The sequence below is a fragment of the Falsiroseomonas stagni DSM 19981 genome, from assembly GCF_900114315.1.
Lineage (GTDB): Bacteria > Pseudomonadota > Alphaproteobacteria > Acetobacterales > Acetobacteraceae > Falsiroseomonas > Falsiroseomonas stagni.
Map to the genome: position 1 here is coordinate 389,881 of NZ_FOSQ01000003.1, position 25,000 is coordinate 414,880.

General features: G+C 70.2%; 25 protein-coding genes. 8 read left to right on the top strand and 17 right to left on the bottom strand.

Annotation, left to right across the window (positions count from 1 at the left end):
- Nucleotides 1-34 precede the first annotated feature (34 nt).
- The 4 genes from BM041_RS12120 to katG all read right to left on the bottom strand — a co-directional run bounded on the left by BM041_RS12120 (nt 35) and on the right by katG (nt 5,180).
- On the bottom strand, nt 35-1,348 hold the full coding sequence (locus BM041_RS12120; protein ID WP_245762045.1) for a bifunctional folylpolyglutamate synthase/dihydrofolate synthase: 1,314 nt from the start codon (nt 1,346-1,348) through the stop codon (nt 35-37).
- Nucleotides 1,345-2,271 (bottom strand): acetyl-CoA carboxylase, carboxyltransferase subunit beta, encoded by a 927-nt coding sequence (gene accD, locus BM041_RS12125; RefSeq protein ID WP_092959697.1) that lies wholly within the window; start codon nt 2,269-2,271, stop codon nt 1,345-1,347. The genes BM041_RS12120 and accD overlap by 4 nt, the downstream gene beginning before the upstream one ends.
- Nucleotides 2,272-2,438: 167 nt before the next feature.
- Nucleotides 2,439-2,858 carry a Fur family transcriptional regulator gene (locus BM041_RS12130; RefSeq protein ID WP_092959699.1) on the bottom strand — a complete coding sequence of 140 codons (420 nt, stop codon included), beginning with the start codon at nt 2,856-2,858 and terminating at the stop codon, nt 2,439-2,441.
- Nucleotides 2,859-2,957: 99 nt separating this feature from the next.
- Nucleotides 2,958-5,180 (bottom strand): catalase/peroxidase HPI, encoded by a 2,223-nt coding sequence (gene katG, locus BM041_RS12135; RefSeq protein ID WP_092959701.1) that lies wholly within the window; start codon nt 5,178-5,180, stop codon nt 2,958-2,960.
- Between the two features lie 182 nt (nt 5,181-5,362).
- Here katG and BM041_RS12140 point away from each other — a divergent pair, with 182 nt between their 5' ends.
- Complete coding sequence (locus BM041_RS12140) at nt 5,363-6,268, top strand: LysR substrate-binding domain-containing protein (protein WP_092959703.1); 906 nt, start codon at nt 5,363-5,365, stop codon at nt 6,266-6,268.
- A gap of 93 nt (nt 6,269-6,361) precedes the next feature.
- Here BM041_RS12140 and BM041_RS12145 read toward each other — a convergent pair whose 3' ends face one another.
- The 9 genes from BM041_RS12145 to aroA all read right to left on the bottom strand — a co-directional run bounded on the left by BM041_RS12145 (nt 6,362) and on the right by aroA (nt 15,576).
- Entirely contained in the window at nt 6,362-7,339 is a 978-nt protein-coding gene (locus BM041_RS12145; RefSeq protein WP_092959705.1) for a peptidoglycan-binding protein, read from the bottom strand.
- A complete protein-coding gene (locus tag BM041_RS12150; protein WP_092959707.1) occupies nt 7,339-7,950 on the bottom strand; it encodes a hypothetical protein in 612 nt (203 codons plus the stop codon). The genes BM041_RS12145 and BM041_RS12150 overlap by 1 nt, the downstream gene beginning before the upstream one ends.
- Before the next feature lies 1 nt (nt 7,951).
- Entirely contained in the window at nt 7,952-9,556 is a 1,605-nt protein-coding gene (locus BM041_RS12155) for a hypothetical protein (RefSeq protein WP_092959709.1), read from the bottom strand.
- A 101-nt stretch (nt 9,557-9,657) separates the two neighbouring features.
- Entirely contained in the window at nt 9,658-9,987 is a 330-nt protein-coding gene (gene ihfB / locus BM041_RS12160) for an integration host factor subunit beta (protein WP_092959711.1), read from the bottom strand.
- A 31-nt stretch (nt 9,988-10,018) separates the two neighbouring features.
- A complete protein-coding gene (gene sppA, locus BM041_RS12165) occupies nt 10,019-10,936 on the bottom strand; it encodes a signal peptide peptidase SppA (RefSeq protein WP_092959884.1) in 918 nt (305 codons plus the stop codon).
- 5 nt (nt 10,937-10,941) lie between these two features.
- The gene (locus BM041_RS12170; protein WP_092959713.1) at nt 10,942-11,526 is read right to left on the bottom strand and encodes a YdcF family protein; all 585 of its coding nucleotides are present in this window, start codon (nt 11,524-11,526) and stop codon (nt 10,942-10,944) included.
- A gap of 7 nt (nt 11,527-11,533) precedes the next feature.
- The gene (gene rpsA, locus BM041_RS12175; RefSeq protein WP_092959715.1) at nt 11,534-13,249 is read right to left on the bottom strand and encodes a 30S ribosomal protein S1; all 1,716 of its coding nucleotides are present in this window, start codon (nt 13,247-13,249) and stop codon (nt 11,534-11,536) included.
- Nucleotides 13,250-13,567: 318 nt separating this feature from the next.
- Nucleotides 13,568-14,209, bottom strand: coding sequence for a (d)CMP kinase (cmk, locus tag BM041_RS12180; RefSeq protein ID WP_092959717.1), 642 nt, complete (start codon nt 14,207-14,209; stop codon nt 13,568-13,570).
- A complete protein-coding gene (aroA, locus tag BM041_RS12185; protein ID WP_092959719.1) occupies nt 14,206-15,576 on the bottom strand; it encodes a 3-phosphoshikimate 1-carboxyvinyltransferase in 1,371 nt (456 codons plus the stop codon). The genes cmk and aroA overlap by 4 nt, the downstream gene beginning before the upstream one ends.
- A 126-nt stretch (nt 15,577-15,702) precedes the next feature.
- Between aroA and BM041_RS12190 the strand changes: the two genes are divergently transcribed.
- Complete coding sequence (locus tag BM041_RS12190) at nt 15,703-16,026, top strand: TIGR02300 family protein (protein ID WP_092959886.1); 324 nt, start codon at nt 15,703-15,705, stop codon at nt 16,024-16,026.
- Between the two features lie 81 nt (nt 16,027-16,107).
- Here BM041_RS12190 and BM041_RS12195 read toward each other — a convergent pair whose 3' ends face one another.
- The 3 genes from BM041_RS12195 to BM041_RS29975 form a co-directional block, all read right to left on the bottom strand.
- Nucleotides 16,108-16,737, bottom strand: a complete 630-nt coding sequence (locus tag BM041_RS12195) for a transposase (RefSeq protein WP_092959721.1) — start codon at nt 16,735-16,737, stop codon at nt 16,108-16,110.
- Between the two features lie 112 nt (nt 16,738-16,849).
- Nucleotides 16,850-17,680, bottom strand: a complete 831-nt coding sequence (locus BM041_RS29970) for a DUF7946 domain-containing protein (RefSeq protein WP_139226034.1) — start codon at nt 17,678-17,680, stop codon at nt 16,850-16,852.
- A complete protein-coding gene (locus tag BM041_RS29975; protein ID WP_139226035.1) occupies nt 17,673-18,344 on the bottom strand; it encodes a hypothetical protein in 672 nt (223 codons plus the stop codon). The genes BM041_RS29970 and BM041_RS29975 overlap by 8 nt, the downstream gene beginning before the upstream one ends.
- A gap of 379 nt (nt 18,345-18,723) precedes the next feature.
- On the opposite strand from BM041_RS29975, the gene BM041_RS12200 reads away from it, so the two are divergent.
- Together BM041_RS12200 and BM041_RS12205 are read left to right on the top strand one after the other, a co-directional pair.
- Nucleotides 18,724-19,020 carry a hypothetical protein gene (locus tag BM041_RS12200; RefSeq protein ID WP_092959723.1) on the top strand — a complete coding sequence of 99 codons (297 nt, stop codon included), beginning with the start codon at nt 18,724-18,726 and terminating at the stop codon, nt 19,018-19,020.
- Nucleotides 19,017-19,655, top strand: coding sequence for a Shedu anti-phage system protein SduA domain-containing protein (locus BM041_RS12205; RefSeq protein WP_092959725.1), 639 nt, complete (start codon nt 19,017-19,019; stop codon nt 19,653-19,655). Before BM041_RS12200 ends, BM041_RS12205 begins: the two co-directional genes overlap by 4 nt.
- Nucleotides 19,656-19,810: 155 nt before the next feature.
- Here BM041_RS12205 and BM041_RS12210 read toward each other — a convergent pair whose 3' ends face one another.
- On the bottom strand, nt 19,811-21,043 hold the full coding sequence (locus BM041_RS12210; RefSeq protein WP_092959727.1) for a class I SAM-dependent methyltransferase: 1,233 nt from the start codon (nt 21,041-21,043) through the stop codon (nt 19,811-19,813).
- 88 nt (nt 21,044-21,131) lie between these two features.
- Here BM041_RS12210 and BM041_RS12215 point away from each other — a divergent pair, with 88 nt between their 5' ends.
- The 4 genes from BM041_RS12215 (at nt 21,132) to BM041_RS31805 (ending at nt 24,898) form a co-directional block, all read left to right on the top strand.
- Nucleotides 21,132-21,659, top strand: coding sequence for an invasion associated locus B family protein (locus BM041_RS12215; RefSeq protein WP_092959729.1), 528 nt, complete (start codon nt 21,132-21,134; stop codon nt 21,657-21,659).
- Nucleotides 21,629-22,837 carry a 23S rRNA (adenine(2503)-C(2))-methyltransferase RlmN gene (gene rlmN / locus BM041_RS12220; RefSeq protein ID WP_092959731.1) on the top strand — a complete coding sequence of 403 codons (1,209 nt, stop codon included), beginning with the start codon at nt 21,629-21,631 and terminating at the stop codon, nt 22,835-22,837. Before BM041_RS12215 ends, rlmN begins: the two co-directional genes overlap by 31 nt.
- A 43-nt stretch (nt 22,838-22,880) precedes the next feature.
- On the top strand, nt 22,881-24,017 hold the full coding sequence (locus BM041_RS12225; protein WP_092959733.1) for an MFS transporter: 1,137 nt from the start codon (nt 22,881-22,883) through the stop codon (nt 24,015-24,017).
- Between the two features lie 62 nt (nt 24,018-24,079).
- On the top strand, nt 24,080-24,898 hold the full coding sequence (locus BM041_RS31805; RefSeq protein ID WP_092959734.1) for a cyclase family protein: 819 nt from the start codon (nt 24,080-24,082) through the stop codon (nt 24,896-24,898).
- The last annotated feature ends 102 nt before the right edge of the window (nt 24,899-25,000 follow it).

A 25,000-nucleotide genomic window follows, 5' to 3' on the forward strand; every position in this document is an offset into this window, starting at 1 on the left:
AACGGTCCGTGCCAGGATCAAGGTCAGCGGAAAATCAGCTCTGCTCGAGCTTCAGCACCTCGCCCGCGAGGTAGAGGCTGCCGCAGATCAGCACGCGGGCCGGCGGGCCATCCTGTGGCAGCCGGGCCAGCGCCTGTTCCACCGTGCCGCCGGCGGTCGCGGTGCCGCCGCTGGCGGCAATGATGGCCTCGATCGGCATGGCCAAATGCTGGCCGGGTTCCGCGATGGCCTGGATGGAGGTGGCGGCGGGGATCAGCGGCGCCAGGAACTCCGCCGCCTGCTTCGACCCCTTCATACCCACCAGCAGATGGCAGGGCCGGTCCGCGAAGGCGGTGCGGAGGTGTTCGCCGATCACCACGCCGGCGCCGGCATTATGCCCGCCATCCAGCCACAACTCCCAGCCATCCGGCAGCAGCGCCGCGAGCCGCCCGGTCAGCCGCTGCATCCGCGCGGGCCAGGTGGCGGTGGCGAGGCCGCGGGCGATCGCCGCTTCCGTCAGCCAGGCGGGGTTCCAGGCCCGCAGGGTTGCGATGGCGATGCCGGCATTGTCCGCCTGGTGCGGCCCGGCCAGCGCCGGCGGCGGCAGGTCCAGCACGCCTGCCGCATCCCGCCAGCGCAGCCGCCCATCCGGCTGCCGCGCCACGTCCCAGGCATCGCCACGAGCGAACAGGGATGCGCCCTGGTCGGCAGCGACCTGGCGCAGCACTGCAAGTGCGCCCGGCGCCTGCGCGCCGGTGGCGCAGGGCACACCGGGCTTGATGATCCCAGCCTTCTCGAAGGCGATTTTTTCGAGCGTGTCGCCGAGGAAATCCATGTGGTCCATCGAGATGGACGTGATCGCGGTGGCGACGGGGTCGATGACGTTGGTGGCGTCGAACCGCCCGCCGAGGCCGACTTCCAGCACCAGCAGGTCGGCCTCCACCGTCGCGAACAGGTGCAGCGCGACGGCGGTCGTCACCTCGAACACCGTGATGGGGGCGCCGGCATTGACGCGCTCCACATGCTCCAGCGCCTGGGTCAGCGCCTCCTCGCTCACGAGTTCCCCGGCGAGGCGGATGCGCTCATGGAACCGCACCAGGTGGGGGGAGGTGTAGACATGCACGCGCAGCCCAGCGGCCTCGGCAATCGCGCGCAGGAAGGCGCTCGTGCTGCCCTTGCCGTTGGTGCCGGCGACATGGATGACCGGCGGCAGGCGTCGTTCGGGATGGCCGAGCTTCGCCAGGCAGTCGCGCATCCGACCCAGGCTGAGGTCGATCAGCACGGGGTGCAGCTTGTGCAGGCGGTCGATGATCGTTTCGCTGCGCGAGGCTGGGATGGCCTCGCTTCGCGACGGGGGAAGGGTGCTCACGCCGGCCTGGCGGCCTCGGCCGGGGCATCGGGCGCGGGCAGTGCGGGCAGGTCGGGCGTCGGTGTCACCAGGGGCATCGGCTCCCGCAGCAGGGAGATCACGCGGGCGAGGGTCGCGCGCATGTCATGCCGCTTCACCACCATGTCGAGGATGCCGTGCTGCAGCAGGTATTCGGCGCGCTGGAAGCCCTCCGGCAGCTTCTCCCGCACCGTCTGCTCGATCACGCGCGCGCCGGCGAAGCCGATCAGCGCGCCTGGCTCGGCGATGTGGATGTCGCCCAGCATGGCGAAGCTGGCGGTGACGCCGCCCGTCGTCGGGTCGCACATCACGACGATGAAGGGCAGGCCCGCTTCCTTCACCATGCGCGTCGCGATCACGGTGCGCGGCATCTGCATCAGGCTGACCGTGCCTTCCTGCATGCGCGCGCCGCCGGAGGCGGTGAAGACGATCAGCGGCGCGTCCTGCAGCACGGCCAGCTTGGCGGCCGTGACCAGCGCCTCGCCCACTCCGGCGCCCATCGACCCGCCCATGAAGGCGAATTCGAAGGCGGCGACCACGGCCTTGCGGCCCTCGATGCTGCCCTGGGCGACCAGCACTGCGTCATCCATCGCGTTCTTCTGCTGGGCTTCCTTCAGCCGGTCGCCATAGCGCCGCTGGTCGCGGAAGCGCAGCGGGTCCGCCGGCGCCTTCGGCAGCTCGATCCGGGACCAGCCCTCATCCAGCGTGGCCTTCACCCGGGCATTGGCGGAGATCCGCATGTGGTGCCCGCAATGGGTGCAGACATGCAGGTTCCGCTCGAGGTCGCGGTGGAAGATCATCTGCTCGCAGGACGGGCATTTGTGCCAGAGGTTGTCCGGCACTTCCCGGGTTCCCCCGAAGATCGCCTTCACCTTGGGCAGGGCCCAGTCGCTGATCCAGTTCACTCTGTTCACGCCCTCAAGCGCCGGGCGCGCGGGTCAGTCCCCTTGCCGCGCGCAGGCTCGCCGGACTGCCGGCGGCGCCCGTCCGGGCGCTCGGCGCGCCAAGCAGCGCGCCGCCAGTCCACGACGGGGAGGTAGGGGCAGAAGGGGGGCGGGTGCAAGCCCCGTGGCTACCCGCCCGGTCTGCGGAACCGCACCAGGATGTCCACCTCCCCCGGCCGGTCCTTGAGGGCCTGGCGGAGGATGGCGATCAGCGTCTCCGCCGAGACGTCGAGGTCCACGACCTGGGACGTCTCCTCATACAGCAAATGCGAATGGGGCGCGGGCACCGTGTCGAAGACCGGCTCCGCCGCCGTGCTGGGCAGGCGGCCGAGCAGCCCGTGCTCCACCAGCATGTCGAGGTGGCGGGCGATGTCGGGTTCCTTGGCGGCCAGGCCCTCCGCCGCGGCCAGGCGGGTGATCTCGCCGAGCGTCAGATGCGTCTCCGGCGTCGCCCGCAGCAGCGCCAGCAGCCGCGCCAGCGGCCCCTGGGCCGGCAGGCCGGCATGGCGCAGCGCATCCCGCAGCACGGCGTCCACCGCGCGCCCCATGGCGGTCCTCCTCCCCGGTATCGTCGCCTTGATGGCTTGCAGGCACGTCGTGAAAAGGGGGGCGGCCCGCCTGCCGGCGCGCCGCCCCCCGCCTCGACCTCAGGCGAGGTCGAAGCGGTCCGCGTTCATCACCTTCGTCCAGGCGGCGACGAAATCCTCCGCGAAGCGCTGCTGGCCATCGGCCTGGCCATACACTTCCGCGATCGCCCGCAGCTGGGAGTTGGAGCCGAACACGAGGTCCACCCGCGTCGCCGTCCACTTCACCTGGCCGGTGGCGCGGTCACGCCCCTCGAAGGTCTGCGCGGCTTCCGAGGTCGGCGTCCAGGCCGTCCCCATGTCGAGCAGGTTGACGAAGAAGTCGTTCGTCAGCGTGCCGGCGCGCTTGGTGAAGACGCCGTGGCTGTTCGGCCCGACATTGGTGCCGAGCACCCGCAGCCCGCCGACCAGCACCGTCATCTCCGGCGCCGTCAGCCCCAGCAGCTGGGACTTGTCCACCAGAAGCTCCTCCGCCGGCAGGGCGAAGGCGGTCTTCAGGTAGTTGCGGAAGCCATCGGCTTCCGGCTCCAGCACCGCGAAGCTCTCGACATCCGTCTGCTCCTGCGTCGCGTCGGCGCGACCCGGCGCGAAGGGCACCGTGATGCCGAGGCCGGCGCGCCGCGCCGCTTCCTCGATCGCCGCGCCGCCGCCCAGCACGATCAGGTCGGCCAGCGAAACCTGCTTGCCGCCGCCCGCGCTGGCGTTGAATGCCTTCTGGATGCCCTCCAGCTTGCCCAGCACCACGCTGAGTTCCGCCGGCTGGTTCACCGCCCAGTCCTTCTGCGGGGCCAGCCGGATGCGCGCGCCATTGGCGCCGCCCCGCTTGTCCGACCCGCGATAGGTGCTGGCGGAGGCCCAGGCGGTCGTCACCAGCTGGGAGATCGACAGCCCGGAGGCCAGGATCTGCGCCTTCAGCGTCGCGATGTCGCCGGCATCCACCAGCGCATGCGTCACCGCCGGCACCGGGTCCTGCCAGATCAGGTCCTCGGCGGGGACGAGCGGGCCGAGGTAGCGGACCTTCGGCCCCATGTCGCGATGCGTCAGCTTGAACCAGGCGCGCGCGAAGGCGTCGGCGAACTGCTCCGGGTTCTCATGGAAGCGCTTGGAGATCGGCCCGTAGATCGGGTCGAGCTTCATCGCCATGTCGGCCGTCGTCATCATCGGCGGGTGGCGCTTGGACGGGTCATGCGCGTCCTCCACCAGCGTCCAGGCGGCACGGTCCTTCGGGTGCCACTGATGCGCGCCGGCCGGGGACTTGTGCAGCTCCCACTCATGGCCCAGCAGCATGTCGAAATAGCCCATGTCCCAGGTCGTGGGGTTGGGCTTCCAGGCGCCCTCGATGCCCGACGTGATGGCATCGCCGCCCTTGCCGGACTTCCAGGTGCTGATCCAGCCGAGGCCCATCTGCTCGATCGGCGCGCCCTCGGGCTCCCGCCCGACATGCTCGGCCGGGCCGGCGCCATGCGCCTTGCCGAAGGTGTGGCCGCCGGCCACCAGCGCCACCGTCTCCTCGTCGTTCATCGCCATGCGCGCGAAGGTCTCGCGGATGTCGCGGCCGGAGGCGAGCGGGTCCGGGTTGCCGTTCGGGCCTTCCGGGTTCACGTAGATCAGGCCCATCTGCACGGCGGCCAGCGGCGTGGCGAGTTCGCGGTCCCCGCTGTAGCGCTTGTCACCCAGCCAGGTGTCCTCGGCGCCCCAGTAGATGTCCTCCTCCGGCTCCCAGATGTCGGCGCGGCCGCCGGCGAAGCCGAAGGGCTTCAGGCCCATGGACTCGATGGCGCAATTGCCCGCGAAGATGAACAGGTCGGCCCAGGAGATGCGGTTGCCGTATTTCTGCTTGATCGGCCACAGCAGGCGCCGCGCCTTGTCCAGGTTGCCGTTGTCCGGCCAGCTGTTCTCCGGCGCGAAGCGGTGCGCGCCATTGCCGGCGCCGCCACGGCCATCGCCCGTGCGGTAGGTGCCGGCGCTGTGCCAGGCCATGCGGATGAAGAAGGGCCCGTAATGCCCGTAGTCTGCCGGCCACCAGGGCTGGGAGACCTTCATCAGCGCGAAGATGTCCTGCTTCAGCGCCTCGATGTCGAGCTTGTTGAACTCCTCCGCATAGCTGAAGCCCTGGCCCATCGGGCTGGACTTGGCGGAGTGCTGGTGGAGGATCCTGAGGTTCAGCGCATTGGGCCACCAGTCGCGGTTCGACCGGCCGCCGAAGGTCGCATGCTTCGCCACGCCATGCGCGGCGCCATGCATGACGGGGCATTTGCCCGCACCCGTCCCACCATGTCCGTCCATTCTTCTCTCTCCATTACTGGCCGTGCCACAGCCCCACGCCCGGTGACGGGCATGCGGCGTTGCGTCAGCCTAGGCTGTCAGGGAGATAGACGGAAGCGAATTGGTTCTACCGGTTCGATAGATCATGACTATAATGTCAGCCCGCCTGACGCGATGAACGCCCATCCCCTGATCCCGAGCCGATGAACCTCCGCGACCTCCGCTACCTCCTCGCCGTCGCCGAGCACGGCCATTTCGGCCGCGCCGCGGAGGCCTGCGGCATCAGCCAGCCCACCCTCTCCGTCCAGCTCCGCAAGCTGGAGGAGCTGCTCGGCGTCACGCTGTTCGAGCGGGCGAGCAAATCCGTGGTACCGACCGCGGCCTGCGAACGCCTGATCGGCCATGTCCGTACCGCGGTGGCGGAGGCCGACACCATCCTCGATGTCGCGCGCAGCCTGCGGGACCCGCTGGCCGGCCGCTTCCGCCTCGGCATCATACCGACGCTGGCGCCCTACCTGCTGCCCCTGGTCTTCGGCCCGCTGCGCGATGCGCTGCCGGCGCTGGCGGTGGAGCCGTGGGAGGACCAGACCGCCGCGCTGCTTGATCGCCTGCGCGCGCATGACCTGGACGCGGCGCTGCTGGCGACGGAAGCGGATGGCCCGGACCTGGCCGGCCTGGCGCTGTTCACGGAGCCCTTCCTGGCCGCCCTGCCCCCCGACCACCGCCTGGCCGGGCGCGATACGGTGTCGGAGGCGGAACTGGCCGGGGACATGCTGGTTCTGTCGGATGGCCATTGCCTGCGGGACCAGGTGCTGGCGGCCTGCGGCGCGCCGGGCGGGGGCAGCCAGGGGGGACCGCTGGGCGGCACGCTGCGGGCGGCGAGCCTCTCAACCCTGCTGAACATGGTGGCGGCGGGCTATGGGACCACGCTGATCCCGGGCCTCGCCGCCGGGGTGGCGCAGGATGCGGGGCTGGTTCTGCGACCGCTGTCCACGCCCGCCGGCCGCACCATCCGGATCGTCCACCGCGCCAGCTACCCGCGCCGCGTGGCGGCGGAGGCCGTGGGCGGCGTCATCGCCGGGCGACTGCGGCACTTCGCGGCGCCGTGACGTCGCAGGGGGGCGCTGCCCCCCTGAACCCCCCGCCAGGGTCGAGGGCGACCCTGGACCGCCGGGGTTCTGGTTCCGCTCCTCCAAAGGCCGTCATGCGAGGGCGCCGAAGGCCACGCCCGGCGGGGGCAGCGCCGTGGGGTCCGCCGCCAGGGCCATGCTGGCCGCGGTGAAATAGCGGCAGAAGCGGTCCAGATGCCGGCCCGTGCCGATGGGATACTGGCAGAGCTTCCAGCGATTGCCGGCCGAACCCTCGAACCGCAGCGACCCCGCATTATAGGCGGCCGCCACCAGGGGCGGGTCGAAGCGGGTCCGCGCCGCCTGGCGCCAGATGAACGCCATCCCCGCCCGGATGGAGAGGGAAGGGTTCTCCAGCGCCGCCAGCGAGATCGCCTCATCCCCCAGCACCTCCCGCGCCGTGGAGAGCAGGGTCTGCATCAGCCCGACCGAGACGCGCCGCGGCGTCAGCGCGGGGTCCACCGGGTCGCAGCCCGGCTCCAGCCGTCGCGCGGCAGGCAGGCCGCCGGATTCCGTGCAGATGGTCGCCACCACCAGCTCCACCGGCACGGGGAAGCGGGCGGCGGCGGTGGCGATGGCATCGGCGCGGTCGCGCAGCACCCGCGCCGCCAGCGCCGCCTCCGCCGGGGATGGCTTCGCCAGTTCCCCATCCACCTCGATCCCCCCCGGCACCAGGCGCCACAGGACGCCGCCGGGAAAGCGGGTATGGGGGGTGCGGAGCGCCGCCAGCGTCGCGGGGTCCAGCACGGCGCCGAGGCCCGTCGGCAGCGCCAGCCGCCGGTCCCCCTGCAGCGCCGCCCAGGTGACGGGGCCGAGCACCCCATCCTCCGCCAGGCCGCGGCGGCGCTGGAAGGCCATCACGGCATCGCGCGTCGCCGCGCCGAACAGCCCGTCCGGCTTCAGCCCCGCCCCGGCGCGGTCATTCAGCAGGCGCTGCGCGCGGAACACGTCGTCACCCCGCATCATCGGCTGGGTGAACCAGTAGCTCCGCGCCAAGGGCGGCGCCGAGGTGGGCGCCAAGGCGGAGACGGGCGAGTCGATTGTCTGGGACATCAGGGGCACCCCGGGTTCTGGGCGGCACGGGCCATGGCAAGGGCCGCGCGGCGCTGGGCGACGCGGTCATCGAGGGACGGCAGGCCGGGGGCGGAGGAGGCGGCGGCGATCTCGGCCGCCACCGCCGCCAGCGCGCCGCAGCGCCCCGCCGGCGGGACATCCCCGGCCAGCACCCGGTTCAGCCCGACCCCGGCGCGGTAATGCGCCGCCGGCCCGGCGGGCAGCGGCGCCAGCGCTGCCAGGATCGCGTCATTGTCGGCGCGCCGCGCGGCCGCCACCGCGCGATCCCGCCGGCGTTCCAGCGCATCGGCCAGGCGCAGGGCGGCTTCCGCCCGCTCCGCCGCCGGGGCGTCGGCGGGGGTCAGCGCATCGGCCTCCCGGAAGGCCGCGATGGCGCAATCCATCCGCTCCTGCCGCGCGCAGGCGGCGCCGCGGGCCAGCCAGAGCGTGGCGCAGGCGCGGTCCCGCACCGCGCAATCGAAGGGCCGGTCGGCCATGGCCTGGGCCACCGCGGGGTCCCGCCGCACCGCGCCGGCCAGCGTCACGGCCTCCCGCGCCACCTCCGGCGCGCAGGCGGTGAGGAGGAGGACAGGAAGGATGATCGCGCGCATCTCAGCCGCTCCCCCCTTCCAGGCCGGCGGGGGGCGGCGGGGTCCGCGCCGCCGCGTCCCGGGCCGCGCCCTCCACGAAGGCGGGGTCGGCGAGCCGGGCTGAGACCCGCGCCAGGGTGGCCGGATCGGCGCGGCCCAGCGCCTCCGTCATATAGACCAGGCGCTCGATCTCGGCGGCCACGCGGCCATCCTGGCGTGCTTCGCGCACGGCCGAGGCCAGGGCCGCGGTCGGGATGCTGGCGCCGGCCACCGTCACGCGGGGCAGGTCCAGCCCGGCCAGCGCGGCCGCGCCGGTCATGGCGGCGCGCAGATCCTCGATCGCATCGGCCAGCGCCTCCGCATGGCCCTCGAAGGCGGCCCGCAGCGCGGCGGCGCCGTCCCCGCCCACCCCGCCCGCCAGGATGCGCGCCGCCAGGGCATCCGGGGCTTCCGGCGGCGTGCCGGCCACGGCCTCCCACACCGCCAGCGCCAGCGCCGGCTCCACCGCGCCCTGCCGCGCCAGCGGCGCCATGGGCGGGCAGCGCAGCAGCGCCGCGGCCGCCAGGCCGGCATCCACCACGGGCGGCAGCAGGCCGAGGTCGAGCGGCGTGTCCAGCATGGCGGCCTTCCAGCGCGCGAACCTCTCCCGGTCCCGCACCAGGCCGATGCCACCCACCACCACGGCGGCGACAAGCCCGGCCGGCCCGGCACCGCCCATCAGCCCGCCCAGCATGCCCGCCAGCTTCGTGCTCTCCGCCGCCGCGCGGCCGACCGTCGCCATGGCATCCGCCACGGCCGTGCCGACCGGGCCGAGGTCGCCGACCTCCCGCAGCACCGTGCCCGCTTCCTCGGCCAGCCTGCCGAGGCTCTCCGCATCCGCCCGGCCGCCCAGCACCGGCGCGATGCGGTCGAGCAGCCCGTCCACCCGCGCCAGCGCGCGATCCGCCCCCGCCAGCGCCCCGCTGCCGACGCCCAGCGTGCCGACCGCCGAGACCACGGCGCGGAGCGACTGGAGATGCCCCTGCACCTCCCTCAGTCGGCTGTCCCCGCCCGGCTCCGGGGGTGAGGGGGGTGCGGCGGGCGCCTCGGCCGCCGCACCGGTCACGCGCTCCGCCGCCCCGGCCGCCACGCGCGCCGCATCCGCCGCCGTCTCCGCCGCCTGCCGCGCCTGCTCCCCGCTGCGGGCCGCGAAGTAGAAGGAGATGACGGCGCCGATGAAGCCCGTCACGGCCTCCCCCGCATCCAGGCCGAGCGGGCCCTTGAGGGCCAGCATCAGGAAGCCGAGCACGATGATGAAGATCGACAGCAGGGCGCGGATCGACCCCTCCGGCACGCCAAGCGGCAGGTCCATCAGGCGTCCGGTCAGGCGCGGGCGCTCCGCCTCCGCCACGCTGCCCGCCCGCGCCTGCATCTCCCGCGCCAGGCGGCGCAGCATCACCCAGGACCCCGCCAGGAACAGGACCAGGACGAGCACCACCCCGGCCGCCGCGACGGGTGCCGGCGCCAGGCTCCCGCCATGAGGCGCGGCCTGCGCCAGCGCGCTGCCGGGCGCGGCGAGCAGGGCCAGCGCCACCGGGACCGCGCCCGGGCGCGGGATGCTTGCCGGATCGGATTGAGACAGGACCATGCCGCCACCTCCTGAGAAGCTGACGCGGACTTAAGTCCTATCAATCGAACAAATCAAGAACAAAATCCGCGCGCATCGAAACGCGGGGCGAATGCCTTGTCTCAGGCCTTGGCGGTGGCGGGGCGGATCTTGCGGGGGGGTTCCTGCAGCGGGCCGCCATTCACGCGTTCCCGCAACTCCTTGCCCGGCTTGAAGTAGGGCACGGCCTTGCCGTCCACCGCCACGGCGGTGCCGGTGCGGGGGTTGCGGCCGGTACGGGGGTCTCGGCGCTTGGTGGAGAAGGCGCCGAAGCCGCGCAGTTCCACGCGATCGCCGCGCGCGAGCGCGGTGATGATCTCGTCGAAGATCGTGGTGACGATCAGCTCGACGTCGGGCTGGCGGAGATGCGGGTTCGCCGCCGCCAGGTGGGTGATCAGTTCGGACCGGGTCATGGCAACCCTGCAGCCTTCTCCCTCGTTGCGCTCAAGGCTGCCAAAGCGCGCGCACGCGGTCAACGCCAAGCCATTCATTCACAAGGCCTTTCGTGAAGGCCCCGAAGACGGCGCCGAAGGTGCGTTCGGTGAAGGACCGCGTCTCGACGTCCCGGACGGGCAGGGTGGCGGGAATCGCGTGGGTCGCGGCCAGCCATTCGCGGGCCTCGGGCTCCCCCCCGATCGCGTCGATGAGGCCGAGGGAGAGCGCCTGGCGGCCGGTGAAGATGCGGCCATCGGCCAGGGCGCGGACCTGCGCGACCTCCATCCGCCGCCCCGTCGCGACCATGTCGACGAACTGGTCGTAGAGGTCCATCACCACGCGGTTGAGCTCGGCGCGGCCTTCCTCCGTCAGCGGGCGGAAGGGGCTCGGCTGGTCCTTGAAGACGCCGGAGGCCACCGTCTCCGCCCGCACGCCGAGGCGCGCCATCAGCTCCGTCGCCTCGAAGTTCTGCAGGATGACGCCGATGGAGCCGGTGACGGTCGCCTCCCGCGCGAAGATTCGGCCGGCGGGCATCGCGACCATGTAGCCGGCGGAGGCCGCGGTGCCGCCCAGGACGGCGACCACCGGCTTGTCGGCGGCGAAGCGGGTCAGGGCGCGGTGCAGGCCCTCTCCCCCGGCCACGCTGCCGCCTGGGCTGTCGACCGCCAGGATCACGCCGCGGACGGAGGCATCGCGCCGCGCGCGTTCCAGCGCCTCCAGCAGCTTGCGGTCGTCGCCGATGAAGCCCTGGAGGCTCAGGCGGGCGAGGTGCGGGCCGCTGCTGCCGGTGATCGCGGCGCGGACATCCGGCTGCCAGGTGAGGAACACCGCCGCCGCCGCGACGGCCATCACCGCGAGGGCGCGCCAGAGGGAGAGGCGGCGCTTCAGGCGCCGGCGGTCGAGGAGAAGGTCGGCATCGAGGGGCATGGCTGTCAGATAGGGCCGGCGGGCAGCGACGGCCACTCCGCAATGTGGCCTGCCGCCAGGTATCGCGGGACTTTCGCGACCTCCCCCAGCACACGGTCGCACGCGCGGGCATCGAGGTGCCAGGCGCCGCGGCGGACGGGGCCGTACTCCACGGCGCGGCAGCGCTTCTCCGGCGCCGGCCAGTGGCGGTGCAGCGTCATGGCGTAGCGGCGGCCGGTGCAGAACAGGCCGATGCAGAAGACGCGCCGCGCGGAGAGCAGGCCGGCGGCGGCGATCAGGGGGAGGGAAAGGGTGACGTTCTCCCCGGTATGGGTCGCCCGGTGTTCGAGGATCAGCGCGTCGCTCGGCACGCCGAAGGCCACGATGGCGTCCGCGATCACCGTGGCTTCCGTGTCAGGGCCGCCGGGTGTGGCGCCGCCTGTGACGAGGATGCGAGGGGCGTGGCACTTGAGAAAAAGCGAAGCGGCCGCCTGGGCCATCCCGGCAACCGCGATGCGGTTGCCGAAGACGATGGCCAGGTCGGCCGCTTCTGCCGGATGGTCCAGGCAGTGGTCACGCTCGATGCGGGCGATCTCGCCCGCATCGGGCATGGGCTGGTTACTCGTCGGTCGAGCTCTGGTTGCGGCGGCGGATGGCCGCGCCCAGGATGTCGCCCAGCGAGGCGCCGCTGTCGGTGGAGCCGAACTCCTTCATGGCCTCGCGCTCCTCCTCCACTTCCTTGCCCTTGATGGTCAGGGCCAGGCGGCGGCCGGCGCGGTCCACGGCGGTGATCTTCGCATCGACCTTCTCGCCCACGGCGAAACGGTCGGGGCGCTGGTCGCCACGGTCGCGGGCCAGTTCGGCGCGGCGGATGAAGCCCGTCAGGACCTCGTCGACCTTCACCTCGATGCCGTTCGGCTCGATCTTCGTCACGATGCAGGTGACGACATCGCCCTTGCGGATCCGGTCCAGCACTTCCGCGGCCGGGTCGGCCTGGAGCTGCTTGACGCCGAGGGAGATGCGCTCCTTCTCCACGTCAACGTCCAGCACCTTCGCCTTGACGTTGTCGCCCTTGCGGAAGGCGGTCATCGCCTGCTCGCCAGGGACATCCCAGCTCAGGTCGGACATGTGCACCATGCCGTCCAGATCCGGGCCGAGGCCGACGAAGAGGCCGAACTCGGTGATGTTGCGGATCTCGCCCTCGATCACCGTGCCGGGCGGGTTGGCCTCGGCGAACAGCTCCCACGGGTTGCCCTGGGCCTGCTTGAGGCCGAGCGAGATGCGGCGCTTCGGGCCGTCCACGTCCAGGATCATGACGTCCACTTCCTGCGAAGTGGCGACGATCTTGCCGGGGTGCACGTTCTTCTTGGTCCAGGACATCTCGCTGACATGCACGAGACCCTCGACACCAGGCTCCAGCTCCACGAAGGCGCCGTAGTCCGTGATGTTGGTCACGCGGCCGGAGAACTTGCCGTTGACCGGGTACTTGATCGCCACGCCATCCCAGGGATCGGCCATCAGCTGCTTCATGCCGAGGCTGATGCGCTGCGTCTCCGGGTTGAAGCGGATGACCTGCACCTTCACGGCCTGGCCGATGGTCAGGGCCTCGCTCGGGTGGTTGATGCGGCGCCAGGCGATGTCGGTGACATGCAGCAGGCCGTCCACGCCGCCGAGGTCCACGAACGCACCGTAATCGGTGATGTTCTTGACCACGCCGTCGAGCACCATGCCTTCCTTGAGGCCCTGGATGAGCTCGCTGCGCTGCTCGGCGCGCGTCTCCTCCAGCACCGCACGGCGGCTGACGACGATGTTGCCGCGGGCGCGGTCCATCTTGAGAATCTGGAACGGCTGCGGGCTGCCCATCAGGGGCGTCACGTCGCGCACCGGACGGATGTCGACCTGGCTGCCGGGGAGGAAGGCGACCGCGCCGCCGAGATCGACGGTGAAGCCACCCTTCACGCGGCCGAAGATCACGCCGTTCACGCGCTGCTGCGCGGTGAAGGACTTCTCCAGGTTCGTCCAGGCTTCCTCGCGCCGCGCCTTCTCACGCGACAGGATGATGGAGCCGTCGCGGTCCTCGTAGCGCTCCACGAAGAGCTCGATGACGTCGCCGACCTTGACCTCGGGCTTCGCACCCTGGGGGGCGAACTCCTTGAGGGGGACGCGGCCTTCCGACTTCAGGCCGACATCGACCACGGCGAAGTCATCGTCGACGCGGATGACCTTCCCGGTGATGACGGAGCCGTGGAAGGAAGAGTTCTCGCCCAGCGTCGCGTCGAGGAGGGCGGCGAAGTCCTCGCCGGGATCGGTGGCGAGGGTGTTGGCGGTTGCCATGTAGCAGATGTTTCCCGGTCGATGCCCCGCGAGGCGGGGCATGGGGTGTGCGCCCCCGCGGCTAGCCGCCACGGGCACGACCTGGCCGGCATCGGTCCCCTGGATCCGCGCGGCCCACAGTCTGATGACGGGATGACGGTCCGCCGATGCCGGCCCCGGCCAATGCGGTGAACAGCGGGCGCGACTGGCGCTCCCCCTGGCTCCCCTTCCGCGATGGCATGGGCACCGCGGTGTCCCCGAGAGGGCGGCGCGGTTCAGGCATCGCCTACGCCCCGGGGCTTAGGCGAGTCAAGGGTGAATCCCTTGTGCAGCGCGGTATCAGGCCGTCGCCATCCGGGCGCGGACCAGGCGGAGCGCGGCGGCGTAGGCGGCCTCCGCGTCCAGCGCGGTGGTGTCGAGCACGGTGGCGTCCTCGGCCGGCTTCATGGGGGCGACGCTGCGGCCGGCATCCTGGGCGTCGCGGGCGCGGAGCTCGGCCTCCACCTGGTCGAGGTCCGCGGCGACGCCGCGGGCCTGCAGCTCCGCCCATCGGCGGCGGGCACGTTCCTTGGCGCCAGCGGTGACGAAGAGCTTGATGGGGGCGTCGGGGAAGACGACGGTGCCGATGTCCCGGCCATCCATCACGGCGCCATGGCGGCGGCCGAACTCCCGCTGCCAGTCCAGCAGCGCGGCGCGGACGGCGGGGATGGCGGCGACGGCGCTGGCGGCCATGTCGGCGGCGGGGCCGCGGAGATCGGTGCGGGCCAGGTCCTCGGCCGTCATGGCCCTGGCCTCGGCCTCCGCCACCACGACGTCACGCGGGTCCAGCCCGCGGTCCAGCACGCGGCGGCCGACCGCGCGGTAGAGCAGGCCGGTGTCGAGGTAGGGAAGGTCGAGCGCCGCCGCCAGGCGCCGCGCGAGGGTGCCCTTGCCGGCAGCGGCGGGGCCATCGACGGCGATGACGAGCGGGCGGGCATTCATGGCGCGGCGATGGGTTCCGCGCCCGCCAAGCCATTGATCAGGCTGGCGAAACCGGGGAAGGAGGTCTCGATGAAGGCGGCGTCGTCCGCCGTCACGCCGCGCTTCGAGGCCAGGCCCATGACCAGCGCCGACATGGCGATGCGGTGGTCCATGTGGGTTTCCACCAGGCCGCCGCCCTCGATCGGGCCGCCGGCGCCATGGACGATGAGGTCATCGCCATCCACCTCCACCCGCGCGCCATTGGCCACCAGCATCGCGGCGGTGGCGGCCAGGCGGTCGCTTTCCTTCACGCGCAGCTCCTTCAGCCCGCGCATGCGGGTGGTGCCGGAGGCGATGGCGGCGGCGACGGAGAGGACCGGGTATTCGTCGATCATCGAGGGTGCGCGGAGTGCGGGCACATCGACGCCGCGCAGCGCGGAGGCGCGGATGACGAGGTCGGCGACGGGCTCGCCACCCTCGATCCGGCGGTTGGTTTCCGTGATGTCGGCGCCCATTTCCTGGAGCGTCAGGAAGATGCCGGCGCGGAGCGGGTTCATGCCGACGCCCTGGATCGTCACCTCCGACCCCGGGACCAGCAGGGCGGCGATGGCGGGGAAGGCGGCGGAGGAGGGATCGCCGGGGACGACCACGGGGGCGGCGAAGAGTTCGGGCTGGCCGAGCAGTTCGATCACGCGGCCATGGCCTTCGACCTGGACGTCCACGACGGCGCCGAAGTGGCGGAGCATGTTTTCCGTGTGGTCGCGGGTGGCCTCGGCCTCCACGACGCGGGTCACGCCGCGGGCGCAGAGGCCGGCGAGGAGGCAGGCGGACTTCACCTGGGCGGAGGGGACGGGGACCACATAGTCAAGGGAGAGCGGATCGGCCGCGCCTTCGACGGCGAGCGGCAGGCGGCCGCCGGCGCGGGTGGTGAAGCGGGCGCCGGTGGCGGAGAGGGGGTCCGTCACCCTCTTCATGGGGCGCTTCCGGAGCGACGCATCGCCCGTCATCACCGCGAAGATGGGATGGCCGGCGAGCAGGCCGCAGAGCAGGCGGGCGGCGGTGCCGCTGTTGCCCATGTCCAGCACATCGGCGGGCTCCACCAGGCCGCCGATGCCGCGGCCGGCGACGCGCCAGTGACCCTGGCCGAGATTGTCGACCGTGGCGCCCAGCGCCCGCATGGCGGCGGCGGTGCGGAGGACGTCCTCACCCTCCAGCAGTCCCGTGATGTCGGTGGTGCCGACGGCCAGGGCGCCGAACATCAGGGCGCGGTGGCTGATCGACTTGTCGCCGGGCACGGTGACGGTGCCGCGCAGCGGGGATGAGGGCGCGGCAGCCCTCAAGGGCCGGGCGATGGGGGCCTGGTGGGCGCTGGGCGCGAGTTCCTGCATGGCAAGGCGTTTGACATGCAGGGCGCGAAGTGGCAATCGCGCGCACCGTTTCCGCCCACCCCTCCGCCCCGGCCGCGCCCTGTTGAAGGTGCGAGGCCCGGGCCTGACACGAGGCTGATGTTCCCCATGGCGAAGCCTGAACTCGGATTGAAGCGCGTCTGCGTCGCCTGCGGCACGAAGTTCTACGACCTGACCCGGGCGCCGGCGGTGTGCCCGAAGTGCGGGACGGAACAGCCGGCGGAGCAGCCGCGGCTGAAGCGTGCCTCCCAGGTTGCGGATGAGCGGCTGAAGAAGCGGGCCGTGGTGGCGGAGGTTGACGCCGAAGAGGGTGTCGAGGTCGAGGCGGATGACGACGCCGAGGCGATCGAGGACGCGGACGAGCTGGAAGACGACGCCGAGGCGATCGGCGAGGAGCTTGAGGTCGAGACGGACCGCGAAGAGGAGACCTGAGCTTTTTAGGTCCTTTAGTGGTTTTAGGGGATTGAGGGCGCCATCCGCGGCCCTTTTGGACAAATTCCCCGGGTTGAGCATCTACCGAACCCCCGGCGCCGCGAGGCCCGGGGGTTCTGTCGTTCTGAACAGTTTCGGCCTTCCGGCGATGAGGCGGTGGAAGCGGGAGAGCCAGTCCAGCTGCGAATGGCTCGGCCGGGGGCGATCCGGGCTTCTGAATAAATTCCTGACGACCCGGAGGAGCAGGGGCTCCAGCTCCGGATAGGGGAGGCACCAGGAGGGGGCCGGCATGGCGGAGACCATCCCGAGGCGGCGCACCAGCGCCATGCTGGCGGCGGGCAGGAGGCGGGCAGCGCGCCGCCAGGCTCGGACGATCCTCCATTCCAGGCTTTTGACGGATGCGAAGGCCATGGGGTGGCGGGAGGCGGCGAGCAGCAGGCGATCCAGCGCGCCGCTATGCGCCAGGCGGGCGAGCAGGCGATGGGCGGAATTGGCGGGGCCGTATTCGGCGGGGAGAGCGCGCCAGGGGCCGGCGGAACAGGCGACCCAGAAGATGGCGTCCATGGTGCGGCGGGTGCGTTGCGCCGGGCGGCCGCGGGGGTCCGTGCGGGCGATGAGGGGGGCGAGGGCGGCCCATTCGGCGTCGGTGAGGGGGGAGAAGGGACGGGGGGTGGTGCGGTGGAGGGGGAAGGTGAGGGGTGGGGTGGGCATGGGGGGAGGGCCTCGCCGGGGGAGGGGAGGCGGGGGAGGATATAGGAATATTTACCGAAACACAAGCGATTTTCGCTTGCCGCTGCACTACCGCGGTCGCTCCGGTTTTCAGCTATTGATCAACTTTTTGAGCGTTGAGCACGATATAGCGTTTCGGGGTCTCGTCCATCGCTAATATTCGTGTGTATTGAATGTTTATTCGCCTATTCGTTCTGTTGGCATACTGGTCAAGACCCCAGCTGAATACTCCACCGTAATCGGCGAGAGCACGAGAGCTCATGCTAAACGCTACCGTCCTCCCTAGATCGAAATCAAACACCGATCCGTAGCCCGAGTTGGCGTTAAATGATGCGACGCTAAAATCTTTCTGCTTTATAGCATTGTCCTGATAATTGCTGTTTACATAGTCTTTGGTGGCTCTGTCCAAATTCGCAATCATGTTATAGCCGCCAAGCACGCTGATCTTGGCTGCGCCATTATCAATCACTCTGTGCGTCTGTTTTATTGCTGGCTCAACCTTTGCTGTTAGCGCCTCAACGTCCCCCTCTCTCTTTTCTATAAGTGCCTGCAAGAGAGGCGTTGTTGGCGTGCTTGTGCGTCCAAGATTACGGTCAAACAACCGCTTGACCAAGTCTGTCAAGAAAACAGAACTGCTGACGCCTGCAAGCGCCGTCCCATAGTTGAAGGTTGCGATTGGGTCGTTAAGCAAAACGACGCTGAAGTCGGCGATAATGCTTCCTGGTTTCGGAATATTCGCGCGAACCGCTTGTCGGCCTGTAAAATCGCCTCGCTGCCTAACAGTGCCGGTGTCAGCGAAATGAGCCGCAAGGGCGAGCGCCCACGCAAAGCCGGCTAGGGCGGTGTAGCCGTCGTATCCCTGAAACTCGTGCCTATCTGAAGTGTCGCCACTAAGCTTTAGCTGAAAATCTGCTACTTCAACCACTGCTCTTCGCGCTCCACTGAAGATGCTGGTATCTTCCAGACGCTACAGTATCGATATAGCAACAGTCTGTCGACTGTAAAGTTAGTGCCTCCCTGGGGCGGGCAGCCGGGCGTTCGCCTTTCGATGTGCTTGCGGCGTAGACTGCGAGAATGGCGGACCCCAGGATTAGAATTGCTGCGGCAATTTTTGCTGCGCGAAATGTCGTCTCGCCTGCTTTCACGCGCGCCCACTCTGCGCCGAGCAGTTCATGACACGCGGAAAGTAGCTGGGCTTCGAAATGTCTGATATTCTGAACGGTAAACAAATTCTCATCCCGCGCTATGAGATTGAAGCCTTCCATGACCGACAATAAGTTGCGCGAGAGGCGATCTTTTGGAGCGATGCGCAGAAGAATATTAAAATTAGCTGTGTTTAATGCGACGTAAAGCGACCTCAGTGTCTCGATTTTTTTGGAATCATCAGAATATTTGGCATTCATTGCGTCATGGATAGCGTTTATGTGAGTCAGAAATATTGCCATATCGGCTCGTAGGGCGTCAATCCAAGTCTGTCGAAAATCGGATATTTTCTGCTCTTTGCTGATAATTAGACCAATAAAAGTTATAGTCCCGGCGATAGCCGCTGCTCCGATTGCTCCCAAAGCTGCATCAGGTAGATTAATCATATTCCTCGTTGTTATCCGAAGGCTGCTACGCTCAACTCAGTTCCGACTTTGCCATAGTGGAAAAGCATGAGCAACATGATTTAGAGCACACAGCCGGTCGTCTTGCCGCCAGCGGTAGGGTATGCTTGCGGCGACGACTACATAGCTATGATTAGCTTGTATATCGTGATTTATTTGAGCGTGCCTGCGCATATGCACATCAAGCGAGACCGATACCTGTGTTGCAAGGGCCCGCTGGCCCTTGCTGGGGGAGTTTGAGGGGGCGAAGCCCTCTCAAGGCGACTCGCAGCGGGCTCCGTCCCCGCGTTCATCGCTGGCAAAGTGGCCTTGCCGCACCCTACTATCTTCCAGGACCCGACCCCGCAGGAGCCGTCGTGCCATGCCGGTTGAATGGAGTTTCACCGCCGAATCCTACCTCGACCAGTTGCCCCATGCGGCGCGGGCGCAGGTGTTGCATGCGCTGGAGGGGTTGCCGGGTGCGTGGGATGGGCTGCTCGGCGGGCGGCTGGCGCCGGTAAAGGGGGAGCGGCCGGACCTGTTCCAGTTGCGGGTGGGTGGTGATCTGCGCGTGTTGTTGCGGCGGCGTGGCGCGGTGATCACGGTGGTGGATGTGGTCCGGCGCAGTCAGATCGATGGGTTGCGGCGGGCGGCGATGCCGCAGACCGCGGCGGGGTGAAGACCTTCGCGCCGTTGCGGCTGGACCCGGCCGTGCTGGCCGGGGACCTGGATGCGTTGGAGGCGCTGCTGGCGGCGGAGGCTCGGCTGAAGGAGCGGGACATGGTGATCCCCTTCTTCAAGGCCCGGCCGAATCTGTCGGCCGCGCTCGGCTTTGCCAACAATGATGTGGAGTTGCCGGACCGGGTGGCGCAGGAGCTCGACCTGTTCGGCGATTTCGCCTGCGATGTCGCGGCGGGGGACAGCGAGGCGAATGCGTATACGCTGGTGGAGTTCGAGGATGCGCAGGAGCGCAGCATCTTCGGCGCCCTGCCCGTGGGCAAGACCGTGAAGCGCTGGTCGCCGCGGTTCGAGCATGGGTTCTCCCAGTTGGTGGACTGGGCCTGGCGGATTTCGGCCGAGGGGCAGGGCAGCGATGCGTTCCGGCGGGTGTTCGGGGATGCCAATCCGTCGATCAAGCTGTTGCTGGTGATCGGGCGGGATGCCGATCTGACGCGGGATGATCTGGCGCGGTTGCGGTGGCGGGCGAAGCACACGTCGCTCGGCGCTTTCAGTTTTTCCTGCTTCACCTTCGACGGTTTCCTGCAATCGGTGCGGCGTCGGCTGCTGTTGGCGTCGCAGCCTGGCGCGGATTGAGGGGCGGGCTCCCATACCTGGGTTGCAAGGGCCCGCTGGCCCTTGCTGGGGGAGTTTGAGGGGGCGAAGCCCTCTCAAGGCTGATGGTGGCTGGGGTTGGCGGAGGTTGCGCGATCCCCCACCCCGACCCTCCCCCGTAAGCACGGGGGAGGGAGTTAAGGCGCGGCGAGGAGGAGGCGGTTGAGGGGTTCGAGGGCGGCGACGAGGGCGGCGCGGTCGCGGGTGATCTGGTCGGCGGGGGCGGGGATACTCGAGACAATCTCGGACCAGGGGGTGCGGCCGTCGATGCGGGTGAGGAGGGCTGCGGCCAGGCGGGGGAGGGGGATCTGGACGCGGAGGCTGTCGAAGGTGACGGGGAGGAGGCCGTCCGGGCGCAGGGCGCGGGCCATGGCGGGGCCGTCGAGTTCGCGGAGCACGGGGATGGCGGCGTCGTCGGCCCAGTCGGCTTTCGGGGCTTCGTCGCGGGTGAGGTAGGCGATGTGGATGCCCATGTTGCCGCAGAGCGCCTCGGCCAGGGCGGCGCGGGCGATGGGGTCCAGCCCCGCGGTGCGGGCGCGGAGCTTCGGGTCGGTCAGCCAGGTGTCGGGGTTGTAGCGCAGCGGCTCCACCAGGCAGGCGATGCGGAGGCCGGCGCCGGCGACCAGGGCCGCGAGCTGGGGGATGGTGTAGGCGCGGTCGCGGGGGTTCAGCAGCAGGTCGTAGAAGCCGGAATCGCCGCCCTTCAGGTGGTCGTCGATCCAGGGGTTGCGTTTCAGCCAGGCGGTCTCGGGCAGTTGCTTCCAGACGCGCTTGCCGGTCTCGACGCGGGTGGCCGGGGGTTCGTCGGTGGGGGCGAGGAGGCGGAGTGCCTCCTGCAGCATGTAGACGCCGGTGCGGCCGTGGGGGGCGTAGACCATGATGCCGATGCCGCCGCCGGGGGCGAGGACGGAGGCGAGTGCGGCCAGGCCTTCGTCGGGGTTCGGGAGATGGTGCAGGACGCCGCAGCAATCGATGTAGTCGAAGGGGCCGAGGCCGGAGCGGGGCAGGTCGAGGAGGGAGCCTTCCTCGAAGGTGATGTTGGTCAGGCCGCGGGTCCTGGCGCGGGCTTCGGCGATTCGGCGGGCTTCGGTGGAGCGGTCGAGCCAGGTGACGCGGCCGGGGCGGTTCAGCGTCGTCATCTGCTGGGCGAGCATGATGGTGCCGTCGCCGGAGCCGCCGCCGGCCATGAGGGCGTTGAGTGGCTGGGAGGCCGGGCGGCGGGCGCCGAAGATCCAGTGATCGATCTCGCGCAGGTGTGAGGGGCTGCCGATGATGAGGCGCTTCGCTTCCTCCCGCGGGTCTCGCGCGGGGTAGGGAAAGGCCTCGTATTGGGCGGCGAGCTGGGCGTCGGTGGTGTCGCGAGGGGGCATGGGGACTGCATAGGGAAGTTGGGGCGGGGGCGGAAGAAGCGGGGGTTGCGCGGTTGCCCGGGGGCGGGGGTGGACGTATCTAGGCTGCATGCTCCGCACAGCCCTGATCCTTGCCGCACTGGCCGTGCCGCTGGCTGCCGTCGCGCAGCAGCGGGCCACGCCGGCCCAGCCCCAGCGCCTCGGTACCCATCAATCCTGGATCGCGGCGACGCATCAGGAGAACGGGCAGAAGGTCTGCTATGCCTTTGCCCGGGCGTCCCGGAGCGAGAACGGGCCGGCGAACCGGCAGACGGTGACGCTGACGATCACGCATCGGCCGGGGGGGCGGGACCAGGTCGCGATCTCGGTCGGGTATCCCTATCCGCGGCAGGGGGAGGCGGTGCTGAGCGTGGGGACGACGGAGTTCCGCAGCTACGGCGTGGTGCAGTCCAGCGCCTTCTTCCAGAACGGGCAGAGCCTGGTGAGCGCGTTCCGCGGTGGGCGGGAGGCGGTGGTGCGGAGTCCGGGGCCTCCGGGCCGGCCGACGGTGACGGATACGTTTCCGCTGGCGGGGTTTTCGGCGGCGTATGACGCGATCAACCGGGAATGCCCGGCGAATCCGGCGGCGCGCAGGTGAGCGCGGAACTCAGCAGCGCGGAGCGGGATCGGATCCTGGCGAAGGCGGCGCTGTTCTCGCCGCCGCCGGCGACGCTGGCGGATGGGCGGCGGGATCTGGTGGGGCTGAGCCGGGAGGAGCTGGCGGCGGAGATGGTCGCGATCGGCGAGAAGCCGTTCCGGGCGAAGCAGCTGTGGCACTGGATGTATCACCAGGGGGTCACGGATTTCAGCCGCATGCCGACGATCGCGAAGCCGATGCAGGCCAGGCTGGCGGAGCGGTTCGTGGTGGGGCGGCCGGATGTGGCCACCGAGCAGACGAGCACGGACGGGACCCGCAAATGGCTGTTCCGGTGGCGGGACGGGCAGGAGGTGGAGACCGTCTACATCCCCTCGCCGGATGAGGATCGGGGGGCGGTCTGCATCTCGACGCAGGTGGGGTGCACGCTGTCCTGCACCTTCTGCCATACGGGGACGCAGAAGCTGGTGCGGAACCTGGGGGCTGCCGAGATCGTGGGGCAGTTCATGGCGGCGCGGGACAGCTATGGCGAATGGCCGAGCCCGAAGGACGGGACGGCAAGGCACCTGTCGAACATCGTCGTGATGGGGATGGGGGAGCCACTCTACAATTACGAGAACACCGCCAAGGCGCTGCGGATCGTGATGGACCATGAGGGGATCGCGCTGTCGCGCCGGCGGATCACGCTGAGCACGTCAGGCGTGGTGCCGATGATGGACCGGTGCGGGGCAGAGCTGAATGTGAACCTCGCCGTGTCGCTGCATGCGGTGACGAATGAGCTGCGGAACGAGATCGTGCCGCTCAATCGGAAGTATCCGATCGAGGAGCTGATGGCGGCGTGCCGGCGGTATCCGGGGGCGTCGAATGCCCGGCGCATCACCTTCGAATACGTGATGCTGCGGGGGGTGAATGACAGCCCGGCGGAGGCGCGGGAATTCGTGCGGCTGCTGAAGGGGTTGCCGGCGAAGGTGAACCTCATTCCGTTCAATCCCTGGCCGGGGTCGCCGTACAAGACGTCTACGCCGGAAGCGGTGCGGGCCTTTGCGGCGGTGATGGAGGAGGGGGGGTATTCCAGCCCGGTGCGGCGGCCGCGCGGGCGGGATATCCTGGCGGCCTGCGGGCAGCTGAAGACGGCGAGCGAGCGGGCGCGCAAGGCATCGGCCAAGGTGGACGCTGCGTGACAGTGCCGGGGGGCGGGCGGCGGTGAATCCGCCCGTCTGGCTGATGGCGACCGCGGCCTTCACGGTGGGCTGCGGGATGCGGATGATCGAGCCGCTGCTGCCCATGATGGCGCAGGATTTCGGCACGGGGCTCGGCGGTGTCGCGCCGCTGATCGGGGGCTTCGCGCTGGCCTATGGGGTCGGGCAGTTCGCGATCGGGCCACTCGGCGACCGGTTCGGGAAGATCCGGGTCGTGGCCATTTCGCTCGCCATCTATGCGGGGATGCTGGTGGGGGCGGGGCTGGCGGAGGGGCTGTCCACGCTGCTGCTGTTCCGGGTGCTGATGGGGCTGGCGGCGGCGGCGATCGTGCCGCTGTTCATGGCGCATATCGGGGACAGCGTGCCCTATGGCCAGCGCCAGGCGGTGCTGGGGAAATTCCTCAACGGGATGGTGCTGTCGCAGCTGCTGGCGGGGCCGCTTTCGGGCATCGTGGGCGAGTATGCGGGGTGGCGGTGGTCGTTCCTCGGGCTTGGGATCGTTGCCGTCCTCATCACGGCTTTCTTCATCGCCCGGCTGGGCGCGCCGCTGTGGCGGGCGCCGGCGGAGGGCGGGCGCGGGGCGGGGCTTTCGGGGTTTCTCAAGCTGCTGCGGAAGAAGGCGGGGCGGCGGCTGATGATCGGCACGGCGCTGGATGGGCTGCTGATGTTCGGCGGCGCGTTTCCGTTCCTCGCCTCGCTGCTCATCGAGCGGTTCGGGATGAGTGCCGCGGAGGCGGGGCTGGTGGTGGCGAGCTTCGGGATCGGATCGCTCGTCTACACGCAATCCGCGGGGCGGCTGCTGGGGTGGCTCGGCGAGCGGGGGATGGTGATGGTGGGGGGGATGGGGGTTGCCGTCGCGCTCGCCATCTTCGCGCTGTCGCCGTGGTGGTGGGCGGTGGCGGTGGCGCAGGCCTTCGTCGGCCTGCTGTTCTTCATGCTGCACGGGTCGCTGCAGGCGCGGGCGACGGAGGCTCTGCCCGAGGCGCGCGGCACGGCGGTGGCGGGGTTCGCGATGGCGCTGTTCCTCGGCCAGTCCGTGGGGGCCGTGATCTTCGGGACGCTGATCGTCTGGGCGGGCTTCACCGTGAGCCTGCTGGTGGCCTCGGCGGGGCTGGTGGCGCTGACCTTGTGGCTGCGGGGCGTGGTGCTGCGGCCGGCGTGATGGTGCTGGCCTTTTCGCGGTTCCTTTTGGCAGGCTGGGGGCCTCGACCAGGAGGATGAGCCATGTGCGATGCCTGCGTGATGGGCGTTGTGTCCCGGCGGCTCGGCCGGCGGGGCGTGATGGCGGCGGTGGCGGCGGGGGTGGCGGCGATGGGGCTGTCCGCCAACCCGGCGGGGGCGCAGGCGGTGCGGAGCGCGCCGGTGACGCGGGTGGTCGATCTGACCCACACGCTGCATCCGGCTTTTCCGACCTTCGGCGGGACGCCGGCGATCGAGATCGAGAAGGTGCTGTCCTTCGCGCGCGATGGCTACAACATCAACAAGCTGACCTACACGGAGCATGTCGGCACGCATTTCGACGCGCCGATCCATTTCACCGCGGCGGGGGCGACGGTGGATGCGCTGCCGGTGGCGTCGCTGGTGTGCCCGCTATTCGTGCTGGACGTGACGGCCAAGGCCGCCGCCGACCCGGACTACCAGGCGACTCCGGAGGATCTTTTTGCCCTCGAGGCCTCGGCCGGGCGGCTGCCGGCGGGGGCGTGCCTGGCGCTGCGGTCCGGCTGGGACGCGCATGTGGCGGGGCCGATGTTCCGCAACGCGGGCGCGGGCGGCGCGATGCGGTTCCCGGGGTTCCGGCCGGATTTGGTGCCGCTGCTGCTGGAACGCGGGGTGGCGGGGGTGGCGGTGGATACGCTGTCCCTGGACCATGGCGGGTCCTCGACCTTTGCGTTCCACACGGGATGGCTCGGCGCGGGGCGCTGGGGGGTGGAGTGCGTGGCGGGGCTTCGCGACCTGCCCGTATCGGGGGCGACGCTGGTGGCGGGGGCGCCGAAGATCGCGGGGGGGACCGGGGGGCCGGGACGGGTGGTGGCGTTGGTGTGAGGGGGTGCGGTGGGGTAGTTGTATTCTATTTTTCGCCGAGATGCTTGCTGCCCGGTCATTGATGGCCACAAATCTGGTCGCCGTAGGGCGTATGTTACAGCC